This is a genomic window from Microvirga tunisiensis (genome assembly GCF_009296175.1).
In the GTDB taxonomy this organism is placed as follows: Bacteria; Pseudomonadota; Alphaproteobacteria; order Rhizobiales; family Beijerinckiaceae; genus Microvirga; species Microvirga tunisiensis.
The window spans coordinates 72,890-99,541 of record NZ_VOSK01000002.1 but is presented as its reverse complement, the minus strand read 5'-3'; the positions used below and the strand labels follow the sequence as shown (position 1 = coordinate 99,541).

Below are 26,652 nucleotides of genomic sequence, written 5' to 3'. Positions count from 1 at the left end.
CGAATGAACATTTTGCTCCGCTTGTTTTTTTGAGATTCTAGATGAACGATAAAGTCGATACCCGTGAGTTCTCGGCAACTCAGATCGTTGCTCCGAACGTGAGGCGCACATCCCGGGTGCGCGAGGGTTTGCCTTACCCGCTCGGAGCGACCTGGGATGGGTTGGGCGTCAACTTCGCCATCTTCTCCGCCAATGCCACGAAGGTCGAACTCTGCCTGTTCGATCTCGAAGGCCGCAACGAGCTGGAGCGAGTCGAGCTGCCGGAATACACGGATGAGGTCTGGCATGGCTATCTGCCGGATGCGCGGCCCGGCACGACCTATGGCTATCGCGTTTACGGTCCCTACGAGCCTAAGGACGGCCACCGCTTCAATCCTAACAAGCTCCTGCTTGATCCCTATGCTCGGCAGCTCATAGGCGATCTGGTCTGGAACCCGGCCCTGTTCGGCTACACCATCGGCTCACCGGATGCCGACCTGTCCTTCGACAAGCGAGACAGCGCGCGCTTCATGCCTAAGTGCCGTGTCGTAGAATCGGCCTTCACGTGGGGGCGCATGCGCCGGCCGCAGACTCCATGGGAGCGCACGATCTTCTACGAGACGCATCTTCGCGGCTTCACCATGCAGCACCCGGCGGTTCCCAGGGAGCTGCGCGGCACCTTCTCGGGGCTCATGCAGCATGAGGTGATCGAGTACATCAAGAACCTCGGCGTCACCGCCATCGAACTGCTGCCTATCCATGCCTTCGTGGACGACAGCTACCTCATCGAAAAGGGGCTGCGAAACTACTGGGGCTACAACACGATCGGCTATTTCGCGCCGCAGCCGCGCTATCTCGCGACCCCCTTCGTGAACGAAGTTAAGGAGATGGTGAGCCATCTTCACGACGCCGGGATCGAGGTGATCCTGGATGTGGTCTACAACCACACGGCCGAAGGCAACGAGCTTGGGCCGACCTTGTCCTTCAAGGGAATCGACAACGCGTCCTATTACAGGCTTGCGCCGGACAAACGCTACTACATTAACGACACGGGCACCGGAAACACGGTCAATCTCAGCCATTCCCGCGTGCTGCAGATGGTGACGGACTCCTTGCGCTATTGGGCGCAGGAAATGCAGATCGACGGTTTCCGCTTCGATCTTGCAACCATTCTCGGCCGCGAACCGCATGGGTTCGACGAGGACGGGCGCTTTCTCGATACCTGCCGTCAGGATCCTGCGCTCAGCCAGGTCAAGCTCATCGCCGAGCCATGGGATTGCGGCCCCGGAGGCTATCAGGTCGGCCGCTTCTCGCCCGGATGGGCGGAATGGAACGACCGGTATCGCGACACGGTGCGGGCCTATTGGAAGGGCGAGGAAGGAAAGCTGCCGGAGCTTGCTTCCCGCCTCACCGCATCGGCGGATATTTTCAACAAGCGCGGACGCAGGCCGTGGGCCTCCGTCAACTTCATCACCGCCCATGACGGCTTCACGTTGAACGATCTCGTCTCCTATAACGAGAAGCACAACGAGGCCAATGGAGAGGACAACAAGGACGGGCACGATCACAACCTGTCCTTCAACTACGGCGCGGAAGGCCCGACGGACGATCCGAAGATCCGCACGCTGCGGCTGCGCCAGATGCGCAACATGCTCGCCACGCTGCTCTTCTCGCAAGGAACGCCCATGTTGCTCGCGGGCGACGAGTTTGCGCGTACCCAAGAGGGTAACAACAATGCCTATTGCCAGGACAACGAGATATCCTGGATCGATTGGGAGGGCATCGACGAGGACGGCATCGAGCTTCTCGAATTCACCCGCAAGCTCATCCAGCTGCGTCAGGATCTTCCCATTCTGCGCAGAGGCCGGTTCCTGTCGGGTGTCTACAACGAGGAACTCGACGTCAAGGATGTGACCTGGCTCACGCCGGCCGGTGACGAGATGACGCCGGAGCAGTGGCAGGACCCGAATGCCCGTTGCATCAGCATCCTGCTCGACGGCCGCGCCCAACCGACCGGCATCCGCCGTCGCGGCACGGACGTGACCCTTTTGCTCATCCTGAATGCGCATCATGATGTGGTGAAGTGCACATTGCCGGAAGTGATCGGCGGCGAAGCCTGGATGTGCCACATCGACACCAATCAGCCAGAACTGGAGGCGCCCACCGAATTCCGGTTCGGCAAGGAATATACCGTGACCGCCCATTCCCTGCTTCTCTTCCAGCTGAAACCGGAGAAGCAGCGGAAACCGGAGAAGAGGAAAAGCGCCTGACGGGCGCATCGTGCAAAAACTGAATCCATCATTCACCGACGCAGGCATTCGGCTGCGTACATTGGGCCAGGAGACGTTTCAGGACAGTCATGCCCCCTCCCCGTCATGGCCGGGCTCGCCCCGGCCATCCCAATGCGGAAAGGCGTAGCGCCTCACCAATCGGGATCACCGGCACAAGACCGGTGATGACACAAATGGGTCGGAACGCCTTCAAACCTGGAGCATGATGGGGAGCGCACCCAAAAACTGGGGCCCTTTTTCTCCGATGCCCTAGGGCGAGCGAAGGGAGCGATAGAGATTGGCGTATTGCCTCGCCGCGCGATGCCAGCTCACATCGGCTCCCATGCCATTCTCCTGCAGGCGCTGCCAGGCACTCTTGTCGCGCCACAGGTTCTTCGCTCGATCGAACGCATCCAGAGCCGCGCCGAGATTGACGGGTCCGAACTGGAAACCTGTCGCGGCACCGGTGGCGATGGCCATCTCGTTGGCGTCGATGATCGTGTCGGCCAGCCCGCCTACCCGCGCGACGATGGGGATGCTCCCATAACGCATGGCGCAGAGCTGAGTGAGGCCACAGGGCTCGAACCGCGAAGGCACGAGAAGCGCATCGCTTCCGCCTTGAATCTGGTGAGCCAGCGCTTCGTCATACCCGACGAAGCAGCCGACCTGACCGGGATAGACGATGCGCGCGGTTTGGAAGCTGTCCTCGAGTGCTTTGTCCCCCGCTCCGAGCAGCGCCAGTTGCGCTCCGTCCGCGAGCAGCCGCGAGAGGCCCGCAAGCACGAGGTCGAGGCCTTTCTGCTCCGACAGGCGACTGACGACACCGAACAGGAGCGCCTCGGGATCGGGCTTCAGCCCCAAGCGCTCCTGCAGCGCCCTCTTGTTGTCCGCCCGTGCCGCGAGGTTGTCGCGGTCATAAGGCCGCGCAAGATGCGCGTCCGTCGAGGGATCCCACACCTTGTCATCGATGCCGTTGAGAATACCGGACACGATGTTCGAGCGAGCGCGCAGCAATCCGTCGAGCGCCATTCCGCCCTCGGGCGTCTGGATCTCCTTGGCATAGGTCGGGGACACGGTCGTGATGCGGTCCGCTAGCTGCAGGCCGGCCTTCAGAAAGCTAATCTGTCCGTAATATTCGACCCCGTCCACGGTGAAGACGCTGGTGGGCAGGCCGAGCTCGAAGAGAAGATCGGCCGGGAAGATGCCCTGGAAAGCGATATTGTGAATGGTGATGACCGTGCCGGGGCGCGGGCCGTCGGAGAGGCTCAAATAAACCGGCACGAGGCCCGCCTGCCAGTCATGGGCATGAATGACATCGGGGACGAACCCTGGAGTCAGTCCCTGTCCGATATCGGCCGCAGCCCGCCCGAGCGCCGCAAAACGCCGGGCATTGTCCGGCCAGTCCCGGCCGTTCGACGCAAGATAGGGTGAACCAGAACGCTCGAAGAGATGGGGAGCATCGATGACGAAGAGGTCGAGGTCTCCCGCCCTGCCGGACAGAAGACGCGCCGTTCCGCCGAAGAAGCCGGGATATTGATGCAGGACTTCGGGGCGCTCCAGAGCCTTCAGAACTGCCGGATAGCCTGGCACGAGCGTGACGACCGTCATGCCCTCCTGCGCCAGCGCAGACGGCAGGGCTCCGGCCACATCGGCCAATCCGCCTGTCTTGATGATGGGAAAGACCTCTGACGTGACCGAGAGAACGCTTAGAGGCTTCATTCCGACAGTCTCTCGATCATCGGCTTCGTGATCAGGCAGATGCCCTTGTCGGTGCGGCGGAACCGCTGGGCATCCTTTTCGGGATCCTCACCGACCACCAACCCGTCCGGAATGCGCACGCCTCGGTCGATCACCACGTTCTTCAGCCGGGCGTTGCGGCCGATCTCGACGAAGGGAAGAATGACGGCCCCTTCCACATCGGCGTGGGAATGCAGATGCACGGCCGTGAACACGAGGGACCGGCGCAGGGCGGCTCCGGAGACGATGCAGCCGCTCGAGACCAGCGAGTTGATGGCGTGTCCGCGCCGGCCTTCTTCATCGTGAACGAACTTCGCTGGCGGCCATGTCTCGGAGAAGGTCGAGATCGGCCAGTCTCGGTCATAGAGGTCGAGAGACGGAACGATCGCCGTGAGATCGATATTGGCCTCCCAATAGGCATCGACCGTGCCCACGTCCCGCCAATAGGCCTCCGCATCGCTGCCGCCGGCTTCGGCGCCCGAGCGGACGCAGGAGCGCGTGAAGCGGTGCGCGACCGCTTTTCCGTGCTGAACCAGATAGGGGATGATGTCCTTGCCGAAGTCCCGGTTCGAGCCGGGAGTTTCCGCGTCGCGCCGCAACTGCTCGAAAAGAAACCTCGTGTTGAAGACGTAGATGCCCATGCTCGCCAGCGCCATGTTTGGATTGTCGGGCATCCCGGGAGGATTGGCAGGCTTTTCGAGGAACGAGATGATGCGGTCCGTCTCGTCGACGGCCATCACGCCGAAGCCGGTCGCTTCCATGCGCGGCACCTCGAGACACCCGACGGTGACATCGGCTCCCATGTCCACGTGCTGCCGGAGCATGATCTCGTAGTCCATCTTGTAGACGTGGTCGCCTGCAAGAATGATGATGTATTCGGGGTCGATGCTCGAGATGATATCGATGTTCTGATACACCGCGTCGGCCGTGCCCTCGTACCACATGGTCTCGGACACGCGCTGGCTCGCCGGCAGAATGTCGAAGCTCTCGTTCCGCTCCGCACGGAAGTAGTTCCAGCCGCGCTGGAGATGGCGGATGAGGCTATGCGCCTTGTACTGTGTCGCTACTCCGATGCGCCGGATGCCTGAGTTCAATGCATTCGACAACGCGAAGTCGATGATCCGCGTGTTCCCGCCGAAATAAACCGCGGGCTTGGCACGGATATCCGTCAACTCCATCAATCGACTGCCGCGGCCACCGGCCAGAACATATGCCATCGCATGGCGGGAGAGAGGTGCGTAGGAAACGCTGGAATTCGGCAAGACCGGGTCCTCACATCAACGGCAGCCACCTGCCCCGTTCTGTAGACGCTGAAACCGGCCGCAAGTTCGCGCTTATGTGTTCCGGCGTCAGTTTTGCTCCTGCCCCTTGAGCCTCCGGCCGCATGGGTCGAAGGCTCACGTCATAGCGTTCGATCAGGTCACGCGGGTCGAGCGCCTGCGCTTCGGAGCCTCGACCGGCGTCTCGCCTCCTTCAGGCGCGGCGACGGGGCTGCGTTTCTTGCGGGTCTTCGGCACCGCCGGGCTGGAGAGTGTTTCGTCCACCGTCATGCTCGTCATGCCCAAAGGCGCGGGATCGATGAGGGGTGCGTCCTGCGTGTCGGCATCCTGATCGCGTTTCCCAACGATCTCCCGCTCGGCCTGATACCAATATTCATCGGCTTGGCCTGGGAGGCTCCCGTGCCGCATCCAAAGCTCATATGCCCGCTCACGGATTCTTTCTTCGAGTTCCTTGTCCATGATCACCCTTCAATCGTGCTGCCATGCCTCGCCCAGACGATACGCCAAGTGAGCCGGTCTCACGTCCCGTCACAAGATTACGCGTTCGTCGGATATGAACTGTGTAAATTATTAGGCAGTTCCCGTGAATAGCAACGGCTGCACTCCGAATCTGCGGCAAATGTTTGCCCAGAGTTGAAGCGTTTCCAGATGAAGATTTCATCGACCTGGATCAGGAAGCCTCCGGTGCCTTGAAACGGATGACCCTGTACGCGTACCAGATCGCCAATCCGGCAAAGATCACGTTCGAAACCGGATTCAGCCATTCCGAGACCCGCTCGTATTGGCTCTGCAGCAGATACCCGGCACTGGTCAGCAGAAGCGTCCATAGAGCCGTTCCAAGCGAACTCCACAGAAGGAAGGTGGAGATCGGAATGCAGTTCACACCGGCTGGGACGGAGATGAGGGAGCGAATGGCCGGAATCAGGCGGCCCAGGAACAGCGCCATGATCTGATAGCGGGCAAAGAAGGCCCTGGCTTGCTCGACTTCATCGGGATGCAGCGTGAGCCAGCGCCCGTGCCGGCCGGCAAACCGCTTCAGGCGTTTCGGGCCGATCCAGCGGCCGATCAGGAACCAGAAATAGGCTCCCGCGAGCGAACCGATCGTCCCCGAAATCACCACTCCGGCGAAGCTGAGCGTTCCTTTGGCTGCCGAAAAGCCCGCCAGCGGCATGATCACCTCCGAGGGGATCGGAGGGAAGATATTCTCCAGGAGCATGAGGAGAGCAATGCCGACATATCCGGCCTTATCGATGAGGCTGACAATCCAGTCGAACACGAGGCTTCACCAAATCCCAAGGGATGAATTGCAGTCCACCGCACAGGCCTGGCTGGGGCTGGATCCACCGGGGCCAACGCTTTAACCCTGCTCTGTTTCCACCCGGAACCTTGGCTTCAGTCCCCGGTTGGTAAGATATTCCGTTTGAGAACATGGCTGACGTGCAACTTCTGGAAGAAACGACGAGCCGGCAAGCACCCGACATCGCCCGCCAGGCGGTGCGATCGCCTGCGGGCCCCATTCTGCATCCGGGGCGGAACTGCTGGCGCGTGGCTCAGGCCGACAGAGCAAGTGTTCTGATCGACGGGGCTCCCTACTTCGCCCATCTCGAAGCTGCTCTGCGGAAAGCCCAGCGCTCGATCCTCATCATCGGCTGGGATTTCGACGGCAGCATCCGCCTGCGCCCTGACGTCCCCGCCGAGGACTCGCCGCCGCTCGGCCCCCTGCTCCGCTCGCTCGTCGAGGAGCGGCCCGGTCTCGAAGTCAGGATCCTCGTGTGGAGCGTCGCCGTCGTCCATGCGCCGGGCGCGCCGGGTCCGCTGATCTTTGGGGCCGACTGGCAGAACCATCCGCGCCTGCAGCTCAAGCTCGACACGCATCATCCGCTCTATGCGGCCCATCACCAGAAGATCGTGTGCATCGACGACAGCTTGGCCTTCGTCGGAGGTATGGACCTGACCGTCGAGCGCTGGGACACTCATCGCCATGCCTGTAACGACCTGACCCGGCTGAAGGACGATGGAAGCATCTACGAGCCGGTTCACGATCTTCAGATGGGCGTGGACGGCGACGCTGCGCGGTCCATTGCCGAAGTGGGCTATGAACGCTGGAAGTTTGCGGCCGGCGAGGAGCTCATGCCTTCTCCGAGCGGATCCGACCCTTGGCCGCCCGACCTCGCGCCGGATTTTCGCAATGCGCCGATTGCCATCGCCCGCACCTATCCGGCCTGGGGAGAGCAGCCTGCCGCCAATGAGGCGGCGGCCCTGACCTTGGACGCACTCTCGGCGGCGCGGAAGACGATCTACATCGAAGCGCAATACATGACGGCGCCCTATGTGGGCGACGTTCTGGAACGGCATCTCGCCAATCCCGATGGTCCTGAAATCGTCGTCATCCAAACCCATGAATCCCACGGCTGGGCCGAGGAGCTTGTCATGGGCACCAACCGCGACCGGCTGATCCGCCGCCTGCGCAAATCCAACCGTCAGGACCGGCTGCGGGTCTATTACCCCGTCATTCCCAATGGAGAGGGCGGAGAATGCCAGGTTCTGATCCACTCCAAGCTCATCATTGTCGATGACGTGTTCCTCCGCATCGGCTCCTCGAACCTGAACAACCGGTCGATCGGTCTCGACAGCGAATGCGATGCCGCCATCGAGGCCACGACGGAGGAGATGCGCCAAACCATCATTGGGCTTCGCAACCGCCTGATCGCGGAGCATCTGGAGGTCGATCCGGAGACATTCGGCAGGGCTATCGACAGCAATGGCGGGTCCGTCATCGCGGCCATCGAGCGGCTCAATACGGGCCTCCGCGGCCTTCGCCCGTTCGGGGCCATGTCGGACGACGGCCCGGATGTGCCGGCAACGGGCACGGGACTTCTGGATCCGCTCGAACCCTTCGAACCGCTCTCGCTGTTCCGCCGCCGCAAGCAGTGACTCTTACGCCTTCGCCTCCATTCCGGCTCCGGCCCCGTAGGAGCTGCTCCTGCGTCGATAGAACAGTTCCGTCACCGCAAGCAGGATACTTCCCAGGCCGAGCGGCACGAGGAAATAGACGAACCGGAAGACCAGGAGCGGCCCGATCAGATCCTTCTGCGGCAGCAGGTACATGACCACGCTCTCAATCACCCCCAGACCACCGGGAACATGGCTGACGAGCGCCGTCGCGTTGGCGATCACATAGACGGATGCGACGCCCGGATAAGCCACGTCGGCAACGGCCGCGAGCGCCTGATGCAGGCAGGCCGCCACGAATGCGAAGTTGATGGAGCCGATCAGAACCTGCCCGATGGCAAGCCGAAGGGGCGGCATCTCGAGGGTCCAGCGCCTGATCCTCAGAGGTCGCCGTACGAAGGCCGCCAGGACCAGGTACGAAGCGGGAAGCCCAAGGCAGCCGATGCCCAAGGCGATGACGACCGACTGCGTGAGCCCGGTGATCTCCACCGCCAGCCCCGAGCGCAGCAGAAGCGCCGCGCCACCCAGAACCAGGAGGCCGAGCCCGACGGTGATGCCGCAGAACACGATCACCTTGGCGACCTCGCCCGTCTTCAATCCCCAGCGGCTGTAGAAACGGTAGCGGACCGCGCCGCTGCTCAAGGCGGCCAATCCGATGTTGTGGCCGAGAGACAAGGCGGTGAAGGAGGCTAGGGCCGCCTTCCGATAAGGCAGCGGCCGCTTCACATAGTGCAGGGCCAGATAATCGAAGAAGGTCAGGGACAGGTAGCTCGCAGCGGCGAACCCGGCAGCCCCCAGGAGCCTTGGCACGGGCACGGTCGTGACGGCGGCGATCAGCTGATCCAGGCTGTAGCGGCTGAGCGTGCGGTAGAGCAGGAAGGCTGCAAGGCCGATGGCAGCCGCAGCAATCACGTATTTCCAGTTCCGCATCCGCTCTCCTCGATCCCATTGCGCGCGTTCGGGGCGAACGGCTCCGCTCCATGGAGCTAACGCGGTGGAGAGCCCGGTGATCCGTACCACCTGCCTCGCGCGTCCCTTATTCCTGTGCATGGGCAAGGCTGGGCTTATGCCCCTTGCCATGGGCGATCTGGAACTCGACGAGTAATGGCAGGTGATCCGACGCGATACGGGCGAGAGGCGTCCGCACCGTTTCGACCCGCAGGACGCGGATCGAGCGGCTGACGAATACATGGTCGATGCGCAGCATCGGCAAGCGGGAGGGAAAGGTCGCCCTGGGCCGCGAAAGCCCGCTCTGCGCCTGAGCATCCGACAAGTGCGAAGCCAGGCGCTGATAGGCCCGAGACCGGGGCGTGGCGTTGAAATCTCCGACAAGGATCACCGGGTCCCGGCAGGCCGGCTGGCCGAGCCAGTGCGGACCCAGCAGGGTGTCGATCTGGGCCAGCCGCTCGTGTCGGCGCAAACCCAGATGGGTATTGATCACCTGAACCTCGGTGCCGCCGATCTGAACCGACGCCCAGAGGGCCCCTCTCGGCTCCAGGTCCGGCCTGCGGATCCATCCCGGAAGCGCCTCCGCCTTGACCAGCCGCGACGGCCGGTGGGTCAGGATGGCGTTGCCGTATTCCTCCTCGACAACCCGCAGGCTGGCATGGAAATGCACGTGCATTCCGAGCGCCTGCGCGATCGCATGGGCCTGATCGATCCCGCCTGTCCGGAGACGTCCCACGTCGAGTTCCTGAAGCGCGACCACATCCGGCTCATAAGCCGCGATGACATCCGCGATCCGTGAGGGCGAAAGCCGACCGTCCGTACCAAGGCAGCGGTGCACGTTGTAGGTCAGGATTCGCGGCACTTGGCCCCCTTCTCGCCATGCCTCGCCGCGTCGGCGTCTCAGCCTCTGGCAGGCACATCCAATACGGTTTGAAGCCAAACACACACCGGAGGGGCTTGGATCCCGCCAAGCCTGACAATTCAGCCCAGCAGGCTTTCCACCCGCTCGAGCAGACGCGGCACGTCGACCGTAAAGGCCTGGTTGTGTCCCTCGTCCGACCCGAAGAACGGCTGATGGCTCAGATCATGCTCCGCCGAGAGGTGGAGCATGGAGGTCTTGCGATGATTATTCGGGAACATTTCCAGCACTCTGGTGCCGGGGGACGAGAACATGATGTTGGTCATGCCGGCCCCATGAACGCCGACGATCACCTCCGCCCCTGAGAAGGCGGCAAGCTGTTCCGGATGATTGTTCCATTTCGATTCAAGAACCGCGAAACCCAGCCGCTTCAACCCGGCGATCACCTCGTCCTCGTTGACGATCTGGCGCAGCTTGGTCCCGCGCCGGCTGATATAGAGGCGAGGCCCGATGCCTGTCGTGTGGAGGCGCTCCCGATAGGCGGCGGCGAAAACCCGCCGGGCGGTCGGGATTGCTTCGGCCAAGCCGTAGATCCGCTCCAGGTTCGGGCATTGGTTCACCGCAACGAGCAGCCGATCAATCTGCAGGTTCTCGCGGGGCCCGACCTCCACAACCGAGAGATTGGCGCCCTCCTCCCGCAAGCCGTCGATGACGGCATCGATCAGGGGCGGCCTCTTCGATTTGGTGACGACCTTTAGGGTCTCATCCCCCCAGGCCCTCAGCCGAGCGGCTTGGATGAGCGGCAGCAGATGCTCCAGGAACAGGTGCCAGTAGTTCCAGAAAGGTGGAACGACGATCGCCGGCTCGGCGATGCGGCGGCTGGAAAAGATGCCGGCGCCCGGATGGGCGAAATTCCAGTTTGAGCGCCCTGAAAGCTCGAAACCGATCTGACACCATGTCTGGGGATCGACAGGCGTCAGCGTATGCCCCGGCACGATCACGTCCCGGACGATCCCGACGAACCGCCTTACCAGGAAGGGATCCCGATGCTGGATATGGGGCCTGACGATATCCCAGTTGTGGACGGCGAGAACGTCCAGGGCGGGCTTGTAGGCCGGATCGGCGAGCCTGATGCGATAATCGACGGACTCGCTGATTCGGTCGATCCGGTCGGGGAGCGGCGCGATATCCGGATAGAAGCCCAGCCAATGCCGCGAGATGGGCAGAGGAGCCGTGAGGTGACGGAAAAGCGTGTAGGCATGCGGCTTCAAATTCAGCGCTCGGGCAAGCTTCGATTTATGCCGTGCCATTGCTTCTCCACTCTATCGTCTGTATGGAGGCTCGTGTGAGCGCTCATAGTGCGAGCATGAAGCCATCGCAAACGGTTTCTGGATTCTGTTGCCTTCGTTCGAGTAGCGGCATAGAGCTGTTGAGTTATGAAATTATATTACGAAACTAGGGTCGATCTCGTCGGCCTGACACCGTGGCTGTGCTATGAAAGCACGTTTTGAGCACTTTTATCGGTCGCTCGCCGACCGAAGAGCTCATGCTCTCCTGATTTACGTCACCGCGGCCACCATTCTTCTCGTCTCGATTGGTGGCATCGTCTCGTCCACGACCATTGGACTGCTGGTCGTCCTAGGCATCCTGACGCTGGTATTCGATGCGAATATCCGTGGCGCCTTGCTCGATTCCAAAAAGCTTATGCCTCTCACGATCCTCATGGGAGGCGTGCTGGTCTGGCAATGTCTCGGCATCGCCTTCCGAACCCCGACCGATAAGCAAGCCGCGACGGTGCTGGGCAGCGCCATCGGAATCGCCATGCTTCTCCCCCTGCTTCTTGCAGCGCTGCAGCGCGACCCGCAATTCCGCGGCCGCCTTTTCAGGGCCCTCTTCGTCCTGGGCTGTATTGCTGCGGCGATCTCGCTGGCACGCTACGCCATCATCCTCGGACAGGACGGACGCTTCTCGATCAAAGAGCTTCTGGGAGAGAGACTGGTGCCGATCGGACGGGCCAATCATCAGATCCTGGGCGCCGGCGGATTGGCCGCCTGCTTCTTCGCGGGCTTGGCGATCTATCCTAAGGTCACTTTCCGGCAGAAGCGCCTGATCGTGGCAGGCTTGCTCCTGATCGCCATCACGGTGGCGCTCACTCAAAGCAGAGGTCCGATACTCGCCATTGGCTTGGCCCTGATCGCAACCAGCATCCTCGAGTTGTTCCGGACCCCTGCGAAGCGAGTCACGGCAGGGCTCGTACTGGCTGCACTCTGCTTTGCCATTCCCGTAGTATTCGTCCTGGCAGAGCCCTGGCTCAAGGCTTGGGCCTGTACCACCCATATCAGCATGTGCAGGCCCTCCAACCGGCAGGATGTCTGGGGCCTTGTGTCTGAGATGATTCAGGATCGGCTCTGGTTCGGCATCGGGCCGAGCTTCCGCTTTCCAGGAGGAGCCGTGTCTCATCCTCACAACGGCATTCTTGGACTGATCTTCTATTTCGGCCTGCCAATGGCACTTCTGTTCCTCAGTATCATTGCTTTTGCAGTGAAACAGGCCGCTGCTGCGCCGCCGAGTCCGAGCCGCACCTTTGCCCTCCTCGGAATCTTCTTCTCGATGAGCTTTGTGGCCACGGACCTTTCGAATCCGTTTGCCTTCGTGAACACCCTCTACCTTTACCTGTGGCTGCCGGTCTGGCTTGGCGCGCTCCTGGTTCTCGCCTCGCACGACGATCCTCCTGTGGCGGCTAGCTCAGGCCCCCCGAATCCATCGGCCTGAAGTCCGAAGGCAATAAGGCAATCCCTTTGTGCTGAAGATCGTCGTCGCCTGCCCTACCAAGGCTGAGTTCACCATAGAAGCCCTAACGGATTCCCGTCTCGGCGGACTGGAAACAGCCAATGTCGAACTCTCCCGTGCCCTTGCGGATCGAGGGCATCGGGTCATCCTGGCAACGCGGACCCCGGACACTTTCGAGAGCAGCGGCGTCACGACCGTTCCTCTCGCCACAATCGGGCAGCAGAACTGCGACGTTCTGATCAGTTCCAACGACGCCCGCTTGTTCGATCATGCGAAGCCGGGAACGAGGAAGCTGTTGTGGCTGCATAACCCATTGGCCTTCGAGAAATCCATCCGCAAACACCAGTTGCCGGCTTTCGTCAGGCATCGCCCCGAAGCAGTGTTCGTCGGAAAGTTCGCCGAAAAAGATATGACGTCTCTTTATCCCTTCCGGTCTCGAAACGTCATTCCACACGGGATCTCCGGCCTCTTTCTGACGAGGAATCTCGAACTCCCCCGCAGGAAACATTTCGTCTGGGCCTCTCAGCGCCAACGCGGCCTCAAGGAGACTCTGGATACTTGGACACGCCACGTTGCCCCCAAGGTTGCCGATGCGAGCTTCCATATTTTCGGCAGCCTCGCCCAGGACCTCGGCCTGACGGATGCCCAGGCTGCCCAGAACCGGATCGTCTTTCATGGCTCCAAGCTCAAGAGTGAGCTTGCCGATTTCTATGCCACGGCCACGGCGATGATCTATCCTGGGGCCCTCGACGAGACCTTCTGTATCGCAGCTGCCGAGGCCCAGGCCATGGGCCTGCCGGTGATCACGCTGGGCATCGGTTCCCTTTCCGAAAGGGTTCAGCAGGGCATCAACGGCATCGTCTGCAAGACTTATCGTGATCTTGGCCTCCACGCCTGCCGGGTTGCCGATGATGAGGAACTCTGGAAGCTGCTCCACAAAGGCGCGATCAGCACGGCCAAACTGCTCACGTGGCAGAGGACGGCCAAGCTGTGGGAGGCTCTGATGCTGGATGAAATGGCGCCGGGTTAAAAATGGAACGGGAGCCGTGCGTACATCCGGCAACGGCTCCCGCCTCCTTGACCGGCTGCCGCTGCAACCGGATTGGCTCATCATACCTCAGGCCCGCTCGAAGGTGACGGTGCATAGGAGGTATGAGGTCTGCTCCGATCGAGGGCGGTCCTCCCCTCCAAGGCATAGGCACGACGACCAAAAGAGACTTGCGCCGTCGCCCTGACACGCTATGGCATGCCGGAGTACGCCGAATGGAGCCGACATGTCCGAGATGTTCTCTCTTCAGAAAGACAAGATCCGCGTTCTCTTGCTCGAGGGGGTGAACGACAGCGCTGTCGAACTGATCAGGGGCGCCGGCTATACGAACCTGACCTATCTCAGGACAGCTCTCGACGAAGATCAGTTGATCGAAGCGTTGCAAGGTGTCCATCTGCTGGGCATCCGCTCCCGGACGCAGCTGACGAGCAAGGTCTTGGAGGCCGCGAACAGACTGATCGCCGTCGGCTGCTTCAGCGTCGGCACCAACCAGGTCGACTTGGAAGCAGGCCGGCATGCGGGCATCCCCATCTTCAACGCTCCCTTCTCCAACACCCGAAGCGTGGCCGAACTCGTGATCGGCGAAATCGTCATGCTGCTGCGGCGCACTTTTCCCAAATCCATGGGTGCCCATGCCGGGCAATGGGACAAATCTGCCGTCGACAGTCATGAGGTTCGCGGCAAGACCCTCGGCATCGTCGGCTACGGCAATATCGGCTCTCAGCTCTCATACCTGGCCGAGGCCATGGGCATGCGGGTCATCTTCTTCGATCAGACCGACAAGCTTCGGCACGGCAACACGGAGCCCGCCGACAGCCTGCACGCTCTGCTGAGCCGGAGCGATGTGGTCAGCCTGCATGTCCCTGAGACGCCAGCCACCCATGGCATGATCGGCAAAGCAGAGATCGCGGCGATGAAGAAGGGCGCCTATCTCATCAACAACAGCCGAGGCACGGTCGTCGATCTCGACGCGCTCGCTGAAGCTCTGAGAAGCGGCCATCTGCGCGGTGCCGCCGTGGACGTGTTCCCCGTCGAGCCCGCGTCGAACAAGGAGCCGTTCGTCACGCCGCTGCAGGGGCTTGCCAACGTTATTCTGACACCTCACATCGGTGGATCGACGGAAGAAGCGCAGGAGCGCATCGGCGCCGAGGTTGCGAAGAAGCTTGTCGAGTATTCCGATGTCGGCACGACGATCGGAGCTGTCAATTTTCCGCAGGTTCAGCTCCCATCCCGCGCCACCGGCACACGCTACATCCATGTGCATCGGAACGTGCCCGGCATTCTTGGTCGCCTCAACAATGCCTTCTCGCAACGCGGGCTCAACATCACGGGTCAGCATCTGCAGACGGATGGCGAGATCGGCTATGTCGTGATTGAGGCGGAAGGGCTGCCCGAACAGAGTCGGGAAACCCTCCGTGAAATCCGCGCCCTGGAAGGGACCATTCGGGCACGACTGCTCTATGCAAGAGGATAACCTGTCTCGTTCACCCAAGAGCTTCCTGAAGCATTTGCGCTAAAGTCATGGTACCGTCAGGTGCCTTCCTCTCCGAAGGGACAGAGTACAGGTTGGTGGGAGCAGACGTGGAAACGTGATTGTTGATGTTCAGGTGAAGTTGCGTCGTATCTTGCGGCAGACGGTGTCGAAACTCACCCGCGCGACAGGACTGCCCAGGATCACCGCGGATGAGTCCGAGGTCGTGCTTGGTCAACCGACTTCCACGAAGGCCGACGCTCATCCGGAGGAACCGGATCGCGTATTATCCGCACTGCACGCCGTCAGCGTGTCGCTCCGGCACCACGTCGCCGACGACTTTCATCCCCTTCCTCCCTCAAACATCGAAGACTTGGGACGCCCGACCGACATGAACGCTTCCGTGGATACGCTGGCCGAACAGATGCTGACTTTGGTGGAGATCGTTTCGGCCCAGGAAAGAGACATCAAGGCACTCAAGGAGCAATCCCGCCGGCTTGAAGAACACGATCAGGCCATCGCCGTCGCCTTCTCGACTTTTTTCCACGTTCTGTCGGCCGGCCGCGTCGCCAAGCTGAGCGAGATCGCCAATATCCTGAACAACATCATCAAGATTGCGGAACAGGAGGGCCGTCCGCCGGCGTCGATCAAGTTTCTCCAGGATCTCGCAGGCATGCTCCCGGACGATCCGCGCTGAGCAATGATTGAAAATTCTCTGTGACTTGGCAGACAATCTCGCTGGTCTGGCGGAAGTTGGCGCCAGGAGTAACCGTCCATTAACCACGCTCCTCCACCTTGAGGAAGCCGCCACATTGAAGCTGCCGGACGTTTCGGCCTGAGCAATTCAGTTCATCCACACGGCCCACTCGTGACCGAAGCACCAGAGGCGAAGGAGGCTGTTGATGTCGACGGACAGGGCTGAGGCCGCGGTCGAAATTGCGATCGCCAAGCACGTTGCCAATTCCTTTCAACGGAACGGGCGAAACAAGGATGACGCGATTGTCGTCCAGGCTCGCAACTGCATCACAGACAGCTTTTCCCTCAGTGCGCTTCAGACCGAACAGGACAACCAGCCGCCTGCGCTCGTGGCGTTTTACCGCCGCATCGCCGCGGCATTCACTCCGATTGCACGGGAGCAGGAAACGCCGGAACGCGCATCGCGCCTGACCGATATCACGGGCTCTCTTGAGAACCTGCGCAGCGCTCTGCCCTCACTGGCGCAGAAGTCCAAGTTGGACCACGCCAAGGCTCATCTGCTGATCGAGCGGCAGCAACTGCTTGTGAAGAACGAGTTGGCGGAAGGGTTTGGGCGGATGGAAGCCTGGATCCTCTCCATCGCGTTTCTGGGTTTGGTTCTCCTGGGTGCACTCAGCATCCTCTGGGCCCTGCCCTTTCTCGGTCTCAGTATCTGCAGAGCCTGGTATCTCGACAAGCAATGCAAGCACCGCCTCAAGAAGATCATGGAGATCGATGCTTTGGTCGACCGCATTGGGCGGGCCGCCTGATCGACGGTATCCGCATCACGGCTGCTTCAGAACGGCCGATGCGATCGCGATATCCTGAACGGCCAATCCTGAGAATGTCGAAACGGTAATCTGGTTTGGATTCACACGCCCCTGCGCCGTTCTCATGACGATTTCGCCGATCTCGATCACTCGATTCATGGCAATGCCATCGGAACCATAGGCGTGCCCCAACTCGCCGCGCGACCGGGCTTGGGCCCTGCTGTCCGTCACGACGATATCGGCCTTGCGGATGATCGTCTCATCGAGTTCCTGCTTGTCGGCGCTGTCTGCGCCGATGGCAGTAACATGGGTGCCTGGGTGAAGATCGCTCCATTGCAGAAGCGGCGATGGGCTGGCGGTTGCGGTGACGATCAGCCGGCAGCGAGACGCAACCTCCGACGGCGATGACGCGATCTCGACGGAAAATTCCTTGTACCGCATCCGTCTCGCATAGGCCGACGCACGCTCCGGATTGCGCCCCCAGACCACGATGTCGTGGCACGGACGGACCGATTGCAGCAGTTGCACCTGCAGCTCAGCCTGGATGCCGCAGCCGAGAACGCCGATCGCATCCACTCTCTCGGGAGCAAGGTGCTTTGCGGCAACCGCGCCTGCCGCAGCCGTGCGCAGATCCGTCAGGCGCCCCCGGTCGTTGAGCACCGCGGCCAGCTCGCCGGTTTCCTTCTTGAAGACGAGAAGGAGGCCGTCGCTGCTGCTGAGGCCCCTTGCCGGATTATTCCAGAACCCGGAGGCGATCTTGATCACATAGGTATCTCCCCCGGTCAGGTATCCATACTTGATATGAACTTCGCCCGGCGGCTCAATGAGGAGCAGCTCACCGGGCATCGGCACCACCGCCTCGCCGCGGGAGAAGGCCGCGAATGCCCCCTCCATCAGGCCGACCAGATCGAGACCTTTGAGGCGCTCCTCGATTTGTGGAAGATCGAGAAAGGTGATCGGAGACGAAGCCACCATGATGTTTGCAAGCCTAACCGTTCAGGACAGAAAAGATCTTGTCGCGATCGAAATTGGCTCCGCAAAGAACCACGATGTTCTTCTGCCCCTTGCAGCGCTCGGCAACCTTGAGAAACCCTGCCAGGGCAAGAGCCGCCGCGCCCTCGACGATCTGGTTCTCCCTGAAAGCCAGATCCCTGAGAGCGTCAACAATCTCGGCCTCCGTGCATGTGACGACCTCGTCGATGATGGAGAGTGCAAGCGGCAGCGTGATGCTGTCCTCGTCCATGCCGCCGGCAACACCGTCGGCAAGCGTGTCGAAATGCTCGGTTGCGACCACGCGCCCCGCCGTCAGGGAGGCGGCGAGAGCGGCCGAATTCCGAGCGGCCACACCGTAGATCCGCGTTCGCGGGCTGAAGCTCTTGAGTACGGATCCGATGCCGCCGATCAGACCGCCTCCGCCCATGGCAACGAAGACATTGTCGATGCTCTCGGCCTGTTCGAGCAGTTCCAGCCCGATGGTCCCCTGCCCGGCAACGATCTCGGGATCGTTATAGGGTGAGACATAGACGAGGCCGCGGGAGCTCGCCTGCTGCTGCGCGTAAAGCTCCGCCGCTCCGCTCTCGGCACCGTGCAGGATCACATTCACGTTGAAGGAGCGGATCCGCTCGAGTTTTGCCTGAGAAACGTTCTCAGGCAACACGATGGTCAAAGCCTGACCGATTGACGCCGCAGCCTGCGCCGATGCGATGCCATGGTTGCCGGACGATGCCGTGATGACGCCTCGGTCGAGCCCGAGCGATGTCATCTTGCTTGCAGCACCCCGGATCTTGAAGGAGCCGGTGAGTTGAAAGTTTTCGGCCTTGAAGGAAACGGAGGCCCCCGTCTCGCGGCCGATCTGGCGGGACGGCAACAAAGGCGTCTCGAAGATATGCTGGCGGATGCGCCGACGCGCCTGAACCGACCGTGCAGCAGCTTCTAGAACGATGCTGTTCATGGTGTCACTCCCTGTATCGGATCGACTGTATCCAACTCAGCCTGCGACCTCATTCCGGCCGCTCGTTCCGCAAGGCGCCAAAAGAGCGCCGCGGAGCATTCGATCATCGTCTCGAACTGCTCGATGATGACGTTCTCATTCGGCGAATGGAGCATGGCGCCGTGATGGGTGAGACCGATGCCGACGATGTCCGCACCGAGTTGCTCGACGAAGGGATGCGCCGTGCCGGAGGCGGGCGAACTCGGCTGCACGATGACTTGCCGCCCGAAATGCTTCTCCAGAATCTCCTGGGCATCCTGAATGAACCAGTGATCCGTCGACGATCGGACAGGCTTCACATTGGCGTCATGAACGATGAGTTCGACATCTTCGAAGCCGTGCCGATCGAGATGAGCGCGAAGGAGGCCCACGACGTGCTGCGGATCCTGATCCGGCACGAGGCGGAAATCGATTTTGACTGAGCCATCGGCCGGAAGCACGGTCTTGGCGCCCTCGCCTGCATAACCGCCGAAAAAGCCGTTGACGTTCATGCACGGCTCGAAATTCATCGCCGCATAGAAACTGATCTCATCGATGCCGTGCAGAACCTTCTGTCCGCCGGTTGCCTCAACCAGGCTGTCGAACGAAAACGGAGGCTTGGCCGCGAGATTACGCTCATCCTGCGTAGGCTTCCAGATCGTGTCATAGAAACCATCGACCAGAACGCGGCCGGATCTGTCACGCAAGGAGGCCGTTGCGGCGGCAAGCCGCCACAGCGGATTGTCGAAGACCGCACCCAGACTCGAATGCAGATCGGCCCTGGCCGTGCGGCAGTGCAATTCGACGGCCATCACGCCCTTGAAGCCGCAGAGAACGATGGGGCGACCGTTCGAGTCGATCTCGCCATATTCCCACCAGCAGACATCGACCTTCACGTCCTGGAAGCGTGTCTTCAGGAATGCCTCGAGCGAAGGGCTGCCGATCTCCTCCTCGCCGTCGACGAGCCAGATGAGTCTGAAAGGCAAAGGCCCTGGATGTCGTTCGCGGAACAGACGCCAGCCTTCGAGGCGGCTGATGAACTCCCCTTTGTCATCGGCAACGCCCCGTCCATACCATCGTCCATGGCGCTCGCTCAGTTCGAACGGAGGACTATGCCACAGGGAAATCGGATCCTCGGGCTGCACGTCGTAATGGTTGCACACCATGATGGTCAGGGGACCATGGCCGATCTCAGCCACGACGAATGGGCCAATGTCCCCAGCGCAGATCTCCGTCTGAAATCCAGCCGCGACGAGCAGGTCGCGAACGGCATGAGCGCACTCGGAAAGGCATTCCCCGCGCGCACTCACCGATGGAATACTGACAAGGCGCCGGAGATCCTCCCTTGCCCGCACCAAGTGTTCAAGCGGCAGCATGGTCCATGCTCTCTAGGCCATGCCGTGGCGGGAAAGGAATGCGTCCAGACGGGCCAATCCTTCCACCAGATGCTCGGTCTTCACACCGATGCCGATGCGGATGTGATTATCGATCCCGAACCAAGTTCCGGCAACCACGAAGACGCTTTCCTCTTCTCTCAGCTGGCTCGACAGATCCTCCGACGACATGTCGAAATCGTAGCGAAGGAACGCCATGCCGCCGGCAGCGGGACGCTGCCAGGACCAGCGATTCCGCTTCTCGACCCAGCGCTCCACGATATCGGCGTTCTCGCCCAACAGGGCTCGCCCCCTTGCCAGAATGCGTTCGCGGTTCTTCGGCTCCATGACGGCAGCCCCGAGGATTTGGCTTAAGATTCCGCTTCCGATCGTCGTGTAATCCTGCCGCTCGGCAGCCTCCTCGACCACGCCTTCGGGCCCGACGATCCAGCCGAGACGCAGTCCCGGGGCACGCGAAGGACTTGGACAGGCTGCTGGTGACGATGACGCGGGGATACGCCCCATAGAAGGTCTCCGTCTCCGGCCCGTCGATCTCGCCGCCGCGATAGATCTCGTCGACGAGAAGCCAGGCACCTGCTGTCTGCGCCGCGTCCAGAAGAGCCTCGCGGCTGCGGCGCGACAGGACTGCACCGGTCGGATTGCCGGGATTGGTGACCGAAATCAGCTTCACGCCGTCCATCGCCTTCGTGAGGGCGTCTGGATCGACCTGCCAGTCCTGATCGGCCAGCAAGGGAAGGCGCTGGATGGTCATGCCCAAGGCACGTCCGAGCCCATCGACCTGCATGAAGTTGGGAACGGCGAAGAGCACCTTGTCCCCGGGATCGATCATCGCCATCAGCGTGATCATCGTCGCTTCCGATGAGCCGTTCGTCACCAGAACGTTGGAGGCAGAGGCTCCCGGATACCAACTCGCGATGGCGGCCCTCAGATCCGGCCGCCCGTCCGTCCAACCATAGCCGAGGGGCTGCCGCAGCAGCGCCTGGGCCTCGTCCCCCGGCAGGATCTCCTCGATGGTGCAGGGATGCACCCCGCTCTCCGTGAGATTGATCTCGACGCCGTTCTCGAACCGCGTCTGGTTTCGCTCCATCAGGAAAGTATCGAACTGCACCAAATGCTCCAATTCGGGATGGCGTCGAGGCAAGCATAGTGAAATTGCCGCTCCACGGCATCGTCATGGCAGCCGGCAGACGCGGACCATGGCAGGTCTAGAATTAAACCGTCAAGTCCAATTTGGACTGTGAAGTCCAATTTAGTGGTGCTAAAGACCGTACGCATTGCCTTCAGTGCAGGGATTATCATGAAGATCGAAGAATTCACGCTCGAGCGTATTCAGTCGCTCTATGAGAACACGGTTGAGTACAACCTGTCCGACAGCGGCGTGCACCCCTATTCCCTGCGCGAGCTTCTGACGCCCGAGCAGCAAAGCCAAGTGCTCGACGTGGAACTCGGCTATGGCTGGACCAACGGCCGCGTCGAGCTGCGGCAGGCGATCGCCAATCTTCACCCCGACCGCAATGCAGACCACGTGATCGTCACCAACGGCTCGGCCGAGGCGAACTTTCTGCTCGTGATGTCGCTTCTGGAGCCCGGCGACGAACTCGTGGTCTTCGTTCCGAATTACCTGCAGATCTGGGGCTGGGCCCGCGCCATTGGCGTGGATGTAAAGGAGGTACTGCTCCGCGAGGAACTCGGGTGGACGCCCGATCTCGACGACGTGCGCAAAGCCATCTCGCACCGCACCAAGATGATGACGATCTGCAATCCTAACAACCCGACCGGCAGCGTTCTGTCCCGCGAGACAATGGATGGTCTCGTCGCGATAGCCCGACAGCACGGCATCTACCTCCATGCGGACGAGGTCTATAAAGGCGCGGAGCTCGATCAGGACGAGCCTCCGAGCTTCGCCGACCTCTATGAGAAAGCCATCATCACGAGCGGCCTGTCGAAGGCGATGGCGCTCCCCGGCCTGCGCATCGGCTGGCTCGTCGGCCCGGCTCAGGAAATCTATGCCTCCTGGCAGCGTAAGGACTACACCTCGATCACAACGGGCGCGGTGAGCGAATTCGTGGCGGAGATCGCCGTGCAGCCGGCCAAGCGACAGGAGATCCTCGCCCGCAGCAAGCGCATCCTGCGCGAGAACCTCGCGCTGCTGCAGCGCTGGGTCGATGCCAACGGCGACCTGTTCTCCTTCGTGCCGCCCAAAGCCGGTGGCATGGCCTTCATCCGCTATGCCATGTCCATGAACTCGACGGAGCTGGTGCATCGCTTGCGCGAAGAGCGCGGCATCATGCTTCTGCCGGGCGACGTGTACGGCATGGATCATTACATCAGGATCGGCATTGGGGCGCCCGCTCATCATCTGGAGGAGGGATTGGATCGGCTAGCAGCCTTCGTCCGTACAGAGCTCAAATGAGCCGGACGCGCAAAGCCAACCCCAAGGTGACGCTCGCGCCGGAACTGGCGAGCTATGCGCCAATCTGCGATGCCATCGCCCTGCTCTTCCAACCTTATGCGGAAGTGGTGCTCCACGATCTCTCGACCGAGACAGTGGTCTACCTGTCCAACCCCTTTTCCAAGCGGGAGCTCGGTGAGCCGTCTCTCCTGCACGAGATCGACTTCAAGCCGTCGGACATCATCATCGGACCTTATGAGAAGGTGAACTGGGACGGGCGGCGCATCAAGTCGGTCAGCGCCGTCCTGCGCGCAAATGGCAAGGCCATCGGCATTCTCTGCATCAACGTGGACGTCTCGCATTTTCATGCCGTCATGCAGACGCTGACCGCCCTCGTCGCCGTACCGCAATCGCCCGAGAAGCCGGCCTCGCTGTTCAAGGAGGACTGGCACGAACGCATCAACGAATACATCCAGTCATGGACCCGCGAGCGCGGTCTCACCGTCGCCGAGATGAGCCGCACGCAGAAACAGCAGCTTGTTACCGATCTTGCCGGCGATGGGGCCTTCGGCGGACGCAATGCGGCGGCCTACATCTCGCGCGTGCTGGGCCTGGGCCGCGCTACGGTCTACAACTATCTCAAGAAGGATCAGGTCTGAGGCGGGAGAAGGGCATCACGCACGGCCTGCCAGCTCTCCTTGTCCGGCGCACTGATGAGACCGCCGCCGCGATTGACGGGACGGTAAGGCGAACCGTCGAAATGCGCCGTGTACCCGCCGGCTTCGCGATGGATCAGCCAGCCGGCCGCATGATCCCATGGCATCACGCTCGACGAGAACGAGAAGTGAAGGTAACCGGCCGCAATCTGGCGATAGGTATGCGCCGCGCAGCGAAGATCGGCCGCCATCGCAACCTTCGGCAGATTTCCCGTCACGACGGGGCGAAGGTCTTCGGGCAGATAGCGCCATGAAACGTTGCCCGCCATTTGCGACAGGGGCACCGACGAAGCAACCTGAAGCGGGCTGGCGCTGCCGTCCGGGCGCTGAATCCAGGCCCCCTCTCCGCGAACGGCCATCGCCCAGTCGTCCGAGATCGGATCCAGGATCACCCCGCAGACGATCTCGCCTTTGATCGCTACAGCGGCCATCACGCCGAAGAGCGGCAGGCCCGAGGCAAAATTCAAGGTGCCGTCGACCGGATCGAGAATGAAGGCGAGCTCGGCATCGCCGAGTCCGTCGAGCATGCTCGCATTTCGGCTGACGCCTTCCTCCCCGACGACCAGCGCTCCCGGAAATCGGCGCAGGAGCTCGGCCTCGATGACACGCTCGGCGGCCTCATCCGCATCCGTCACGAGGTCGAGTTGCGACGACTTCGTGCGAATGGCATCAGCCGACAGATTCCGGAACCGCGGCAGGATCTCGGCTTGAGCCGTCGTTCTGAGAATGTCCGCAACGGCGAGTGCATCGGCTCGGGTGAAGGTCATGGGCTTCTGGTGTCCTGCTTCTGATTAAACTGTCAGATCATCTCAAGCGGGCGCTCGCGCCTGGGCGTGGGAAACTCCGCATCGATGGCGTCAAGATCCTCCGGACTGAGCCGGATCTCAAGCGCTCGATGATTGTCCCGTACGTGATCAGGACTCGAGGCTTTCGGGATCGCGATCACATCCGGCTTTTGGAGAAGCCACGCCAAGGCTATCTGGAACGGGCTTGCGCCGTACTTCTGCCCGATCCTCTGCAGAACACCACCGCGTGGAAGCCTGCCCTGTTCGATCGGGCTGTAGGCCATGAGCGGCATTCGATGCTCGGTCATCCAGGGGATCAGATCGAATTCCGGCCCTCGGCGCGTCACGTTGTAGAGCACCTGGTTGGCGGCGCAATTCTCTCCTGCGGGGACGCGAAGCAGCTCGTCCATGTCGTCGGTATCGAAGTTGCTGACGCCCCAGTGGCGGATCTTGCCGGAGCGGCGAAGCTCCTCGAACCCGGCAACCGTCTCCTCCAGCGGCACGCTTCCACGCCAGTGCAGCAGATAGAGATCCAACCGGTCCGTCTTCAGACGTCTGAGACTGCGCTCGCACGCCTGCACGACACCCTGGCGGCTCGCATTGTGGGGGTAGACTTTGCTCACGAGGAAAAGCCGGTCGCGCTGTCCGACGAGAGCTTCGGCGACGAGTTCCTCCGAGGCGCCCTCCCCATACATTTCGGCAGTATCGACGAGCGTCATGCCAAGCTCGACGCCGAGGCGAAGCGCTTCGATCTCCTGCTTCCGGCGGCTTGCCGTCTCGGCCATCTGCCAAGTCCCCTGCCCGAGAGCAGGTACGGTTTCGCCGCTTGGCAACGTAACTTTCAGGCTCATGTCTCAATCTCCACCCGAGGGACGACGCCCGCTCAGGATCTGCACGATCGGTGACGGAGAACAGCGCAGCGGCGAGCGCAACGCACTTGCCACGGACCCTCGATGGTTACTGCAGGCGGGGTCCCTTCATGAAGCGGCCCCGGTCGGCCGACCGGACCGTCACATCGAACATGTCCCCCTCCCGCTCGAGGGTCAGCGGGACATCGACGCCGGCGGCGCCCAGGGCCCAGATGGCACGATAGAATTCCGCCAACGAAGTCACGGGTTGGCCGGCAACCGCATGGATCTGATCCCCAGCCCGCAGGCCCGCGCGCTGTGCCGGCGCATCCCCGGCCAAGCCGATGATGGTGATCTGGTCGTCCTCTGCTTCCGCAACATAGAATCCGAGCCAGGGCCGCGGCTGACTCTTGGTGCGTCCGCGGGTCAGGAGGTCATCCAGGATCGGCTTCAAAAGATCGATCGGCACGCTCATGTTGAGGGGCACCACAGTGCCTCCGGAAGCCTGATGCTGGAGTTGTAGCGAACCGATGCCGACCAGATCCCCACGTGGCCCGATCAAGGCCGTTCCACCCCAATTGGGATGAGCCGGCGCGGTAAAGATGGCTGGATCGATGAGATATTCCCAATAACCGGCGAATTCCTGGCAGGCGACGACTTGTGCGGCAAGAGAATGACTCTGCCCCCCGCTGCCCCCGATCACGACCTGATCGCCAGGTTCCAGGTGGCGGGAATCGCCCAAGGCCAGTACCGGCACGCCCAGGGGTTCGAGCGCCTGCACCAATCCGAAACCGCTCTCATAATCGTAAGCGAGCACATGGGCCTGAACGACCCGGCCTTTGTTGGTGGTCAGCCAGACCTCCTCGGCCTCGGCAATCAAGTAGCCGATGGTGACGACAAGGCCGTCGTCCCGGATGACAACGCCCTGTCCTGCCCGTTCCGTACCGAGCGTCTCAGCGGTAAAGGCATCGTCGGAAACCCGTGCCCGAAGGGAAACTATGGCGGCCAGAGCATCCTTGAGGTCATAGCCGAGGGTTCTCGGATCGGGCTGGTACTCAGGAGGGATTTCCCATTCGTCGGGTGATTGCATGAAATGCTCCTCAGACTCCCTGGAGAGAGTCTGCACCCATTCAAAATGGCAGGAAAGGCGGCGCCTTCAACAGGCCTCCCCCTTTTGACGCGCAAAAAGCCGTGATGCCTGTATCGGATCCGATGAGACGTCTGAGCCTATGGCTCATCCCCGGAGGCGCCGCGGGAAACGAACCTCGCCCGCTTCCGGCGGCAAAAGGCCTCTGTCAGGCCGCCTCAAGGGATCGAGCCGGTGTCACTTCACGCCCATCAGCCCCAATGTTCTCTTGCTTCTTTTCAAGCATGCACAGAGCATGCCGAGCATAGAGGCGGAACTCGTGCTTCAGAACCCGCGACGCCGTTTCCCAAGCCCCGGTTTCGTGCCTAGCAACAAAGAATGCCCGAGCGATATGCTCGATTTCCTGGTTCGTCTGATCCACCTGTGCCCCCACACAGAAGCCCCCACGGCTCCGTCAACTGCACCGGAAAGCAATCCCGGTATCAACCGTCGGCAAGGTGTCTGATTTGCGGGGTCGTGTCTGTACCCCAAAAGACACGATTCGACGGCAAAACTACTTCCGTCGACTTTGTACAGCTGGGCAAGGCAAGTAAATCGGACCCCTATCGGTTCTATTCCTCTA

General features: G+C 61.5%; 23 protein-coding genes and 1 pseudogene. 9 read left to right on the top strand and 15 right to left on the bottom strand.

The window, feature by feature from the left end:
• Positions 1 to 41 precede the first annotated feature (41 nt).
• The gene (glgX, locus tag FS320_RS01665; protein ID WP_152708866.1) at positions 42 to 2,249 is read left to right on the top strand and encodes a glycogen debranching protein GlgX; all 2,208 of its coding nucleotides are present in this window, start codon (positions 42 to 44) and stop codon (positions 2,247 to 2,249) included.
• Positions 2,250 to 2,519: 270 nt separating this feature from the next.
• Here the strand turns inward: glgX and glgA are convergent, their stop codons facing one another.
• The 4 genes from glgA to FS320_RS01645 all read right to left on the bottom strand — a co-directional run bounded on the left by glgA (position 2,520) and on the right by FS320_RS01645 (position 6,542).
• Positions 2,520 to 3,968 carry a glycogen synthase GlgA gene (glgA, locus tag FS320_RS01660; protein WP_152708865.1) on the bottom strand — a complete coding sequence of 483 codons (1,449 nt, stop codon included), beginning with the start codon at positions 3,966 to 3,968 and terminating at the stop codon, positions 2,520 to 2,522.
• The gene (gene glgC, locus FS320_RS01655) at positions 3,965 to 5,248 is read right to left on the bottom strand and encodes a glucose-1-phosphate adenylyltransferase (RefSeq protein WP_152708864.1); all 1,284 of its coding nucleotides are present in this window, start codon (positions 5,246 to 5,248) and stop codon (positions 3,965 to 3,967) included. Before glgC ends, glgA begins: the two co-directional genes overlap by 4 nt.
• Before the next feature lie 153 nt (positions 5,249 to 5,401).
• Complete coding sequence (locus FS320_RS01650; protein ID WP_152708863.1) at positions 5,402 to 5,725, bottom strand: DUF2934 domain-containing protein; 324 nt, start codon at positions 5,723 to 5,725, stop codon at positions 5,402 to 5,404.
• Between the two features lie 211 nt (positions 5,726 to 5,936).
• Positions 5,937 to 6,542, bottom strand: coding sequence for a VTT domain-containing protein (locus FS320_RS01645; protein ID WP_162002753.1), 606 nt, complete (start codon positions 6,540 to 6,542; stop codon positions 5,937 to 5,939).
• A gap of 152 nt (positions 6,543 to 6,694) precedes the next feature.
• On the opposite strand from FS320_RS01645, the gene FS320_RS01640 reads away from it, so the two are divergent.
• Positions 6,695 to 8,200 (top strand): phospholipase D-like domain-containing protein, encoded by a 1,506-nt coding sequence (locus FS320_RS01640; protein ID WP_152708862.1) that lies wholly within the window; start codon positions 6,695 to 6,697, stop codon positions 8,198 to 8,200.
• A gap of 3 nt (positions 8,201 to 8,203) precedes the next feature.
• Here the strand turns inward: FS320_RS01640 and FS320_RS01635 are convergent, their stop codons facing one another.
• The 3 genes from FS320_RS01635 to FS320_RS01625 all read right to left on the bottom strand — a co-directional run bounded on the left by FS320_RS01635 (position 8,204) and on the right by FS320_RS01625 (position 11,335).
• Positions 8,204 to 9,148 carry a putative bifunctional lysylphosphatidylglycerol flippase/synthetase gene (locus FS320_RS01635; RefSeq protein ID WP_152708861.1) on the bottom strand — a complete coding sequence of 315 codons (945 nt, stop codon included), beginning with the start codon at positions 9,146 to 9,148 and terminating at the stop codon, positions 8,204 to 8,206.
• A 106-nt stretch (positions 9,149 to 9,254) separates the two neighbouring features.
• Positions 9,255 to 10,028 carry an endonuclease/exonuclease/phosphatase family protein gene (locus FS320_RS01630; protein ID WP_162002752.1) on the bottom strand — a complete coding sequence of 258 codons (774 nt, stop codon included), beginning with the start codon at positions 10,026 to 10,028 and terminating at the stop codon, positions 9,255 to 9,257.
• A 119-nt stretch (positions 10,029 to 10,147) separates the two neighbouring features.
• Positions 10,148 to 11,335: a glycosyltransferase family 61 protein gene (locus tag FS320_RS01625; protein ID WP_152708860.1), complete on the bottom strand. Its 1,188-nt coding sequence runs from the start codon at positions 11,333 to 11,335 to the stop codon at positions 10,148 to 10,150.
• A 184-nt stretch (positions 11,336 to 11,519) separates the two neighbouring features.
• Here FS320_RS01625 and FS320_RS01620 point away from each other — a divergent pair, with 184 nt between their 5' ends.
• From FS320_RS01620 to FS320_RS01600, 5 genes are all read left to right on the top strand, one after another.
• Complete coding sequence (locus FS320_RS01620) at positions 11,520 to 12,797, top strand: O-antigen ligase family protein (RefSeq protein ID WP_152708859.1); 1,278 nt, start codon at positions 11,520 to 11,522, stop codon at positions 12,795 to 12,797.
• A gap of 28 nt (positions 12,798 to 12,825) precedes the next feature.
• Positions 12,826 to 13,845: a glycosyltransferase gene (locus FS320_RS01615; RefSeq protein ID WP_152708858.1), complete on the top strand. Its 1,020-nt coding sequence runs from the start codon at positions 12,826 to 12,828 to the stop codon at positions 13,843 to 13,845.
• Between the two features lie 244 nt (positions 13,846 to 14,089).
• On the top strand, positions 14,090 to 15,337 hold the full coding sequence (serA, locus tag FS320_RS01610; RefSeq protein WP_152708857.1) for a phosphoglycerate dehydrogenase: 1,248 nt from the start codon (positions 14,090 to 14,092) through the stop codon (positions 15,335 to 15,337).
• 133 nt (positions 15,338 to 15,470) lie between these two features.
• Positions 15,471 to 16,031 carry a hypothetical protein gene (locus tag FS320_RS01605; RefSeq protein WP_152708856.1) on the top strand — a complete coding sequence of 187 codons (561 nt, stop codon included), beginning with the start codon at positions 15,471 to 15,473 and terminating at the stop codon, positions 16,029 to 16,031.
• A 205-nt stretch (positions 16,032 to 16,236) separates the two neighbouring features.
• Positions 16,237 to 16,839, top strand: coding sequence for a hypothetical protein (locus tag FS320_RS01600; protein WP_152708855.1), 603 nt, complete (start codon positions 16,237 to 16,239; stop codon positions 16,837 to 16,839).
• Positions 16,840 to 16,854: 15 nt separating this feature from the next.
• Here the strand turns inward: FS320_RS01600 and FS320_RS01595 are convergent, their stop codons facing one another.
• The 5 genes and pseudogenes from FS320_RS01595 to FS320_RS49650 all read right to left on the bottom strand — a co-directional run.
• A complete protein-coding gene (locus tag FS320_RS01595) occupies positions 16,855 to 17,814 on the bottom strand; it encodes a Rossmann-fold NAD(P)-binding domain-containing protein (RefSeq protein ID WP_152708854.1) in 960 nt (319 codons plus the stop codon).
• A 13-nt stretch (positions 17,815 to 17,827) separates the two neighbouring features.
• Positions 17,828 to 18,790: a pyridoxal-phosphate dependent enzyme gene (locus FS320_RS01590; RefSeq protein ID WP_152708853.1), complete on the bottom strand. Its 963-nt coding sequence runs from the start codon at positions 18,788 to 18,790 to the stop codon at positions 17,828 to 17,830.
• The gene (locus FS320_RS01585) at positions 18,787 to 20,184 is read right to left on the bottom strand and encodes a M20/M25/M40 family metallo-hydrolase (RefSeq protein ID WP_152708852.1); all 1,398 of its coding nucleotides are present in this window, start codon (positions 20,182 to 20,184) and stop codon (positions 18,787 to 18,789) included. The genes FS320_RS01590 and FS320_RS01585 overlap by 4 nt, the downstream gene beginning before the upstream one ends.
• Before the next feature lie 12 nt (positions 20,185 to 20,196).
• A complete protein-coding gene (locus FS320_RS49655) occupies positions 20,197 to 20,706 on the bottom strand; it encodes an aminotransferase class I/II-fold pyridoxal phosphate-dependent enzyme (RefSeq protein ID WP_274597141.1) in 510 nt (169 codons plus the stop codon).
• A pseudogene (locus tag FS320_RS49650) lies at positions 20,666 to 21,289 on the bottom strand (pyridoxal phosphate-dependent aminotransferase); the annotation flags it as partial. The gene FS320_RS49655 and the pseudogene FS320_RS49650, both read right to left, overlap by 41 nt.
• Positions 21,290 to 21,499: 210 nt before the next feature.
• Between FS320_RS49650 and FS320_RS01575 the strand changes: the two are divergent.
• Entirely contained in the window at positions 21,500 to 22,615 is a 1,116-nt protein-coding gene (locus tag FS320_RS01575; protein ID WP_152708850.1) for an aminotransferase class I/II-fold pyridoxal phosphate-dependent enzyme, read from the top strand.
• Positions 22,612 to 23,253, top strand: coding sequence for a helix-turn-helix transcriptional regulator (locus tag FS320_RS01570; protein ID WP_152708849.1), 642 nt, complete (start codon positions 22,612 to 22,614; stop codon positions 23,251 to 23,253). Before FS320_RS01575 ends, FS320_RS01570 begins: the two co-directional genes overlap by 4 nt.
• Here the strand turns inward: FS320_RS01570 and FS320_RS01565 are convergent.
• From FS320_RS01565 to FS320_RS01555, 3 genes are all read right to left on the bottom strand, one after another.
• A complete protein-coding gene (locus FS320_RS01565; protein ID WP_152708848.1) occupies positions 23,244 to 24,077 on the bottom strand; it encodes an inositol monophosphatase family protein in 834 nt (277 codons plus the stop codon). The genes FS320_RS01570 and FS320_RS01565 overlap by 10 nt on opposite strands.
• A gap of 32 nt (positions 24,078 to 24,109) precedes the next feature.
• A complete protein-coding gene (locus FS320_RS01560; RefSeq protein WP_152708847.1) occupies positions 24,110 to 24,946 on the bottom strand; it encodes an aldo/keto reductase in 837 nt (278 codons plus the stop codon).
• Positions 24,947 to 25,052: 106 nt separating this feature from the next.
• The gene (locus tag FS320_RS01555; protein WP_152708846.1) at positions 25,053 to 26,033 is read right to left on the bottom strand and encodes a S1C family serine protease; all 981 of its coding nucleotides are present in this window, start codon (positions 26,031 to 26,033) and stop codon (positions 25,053 to 25,055) included.
• Positions 26,034 to 26,652 lie beyond the last annotated feature (619 nt).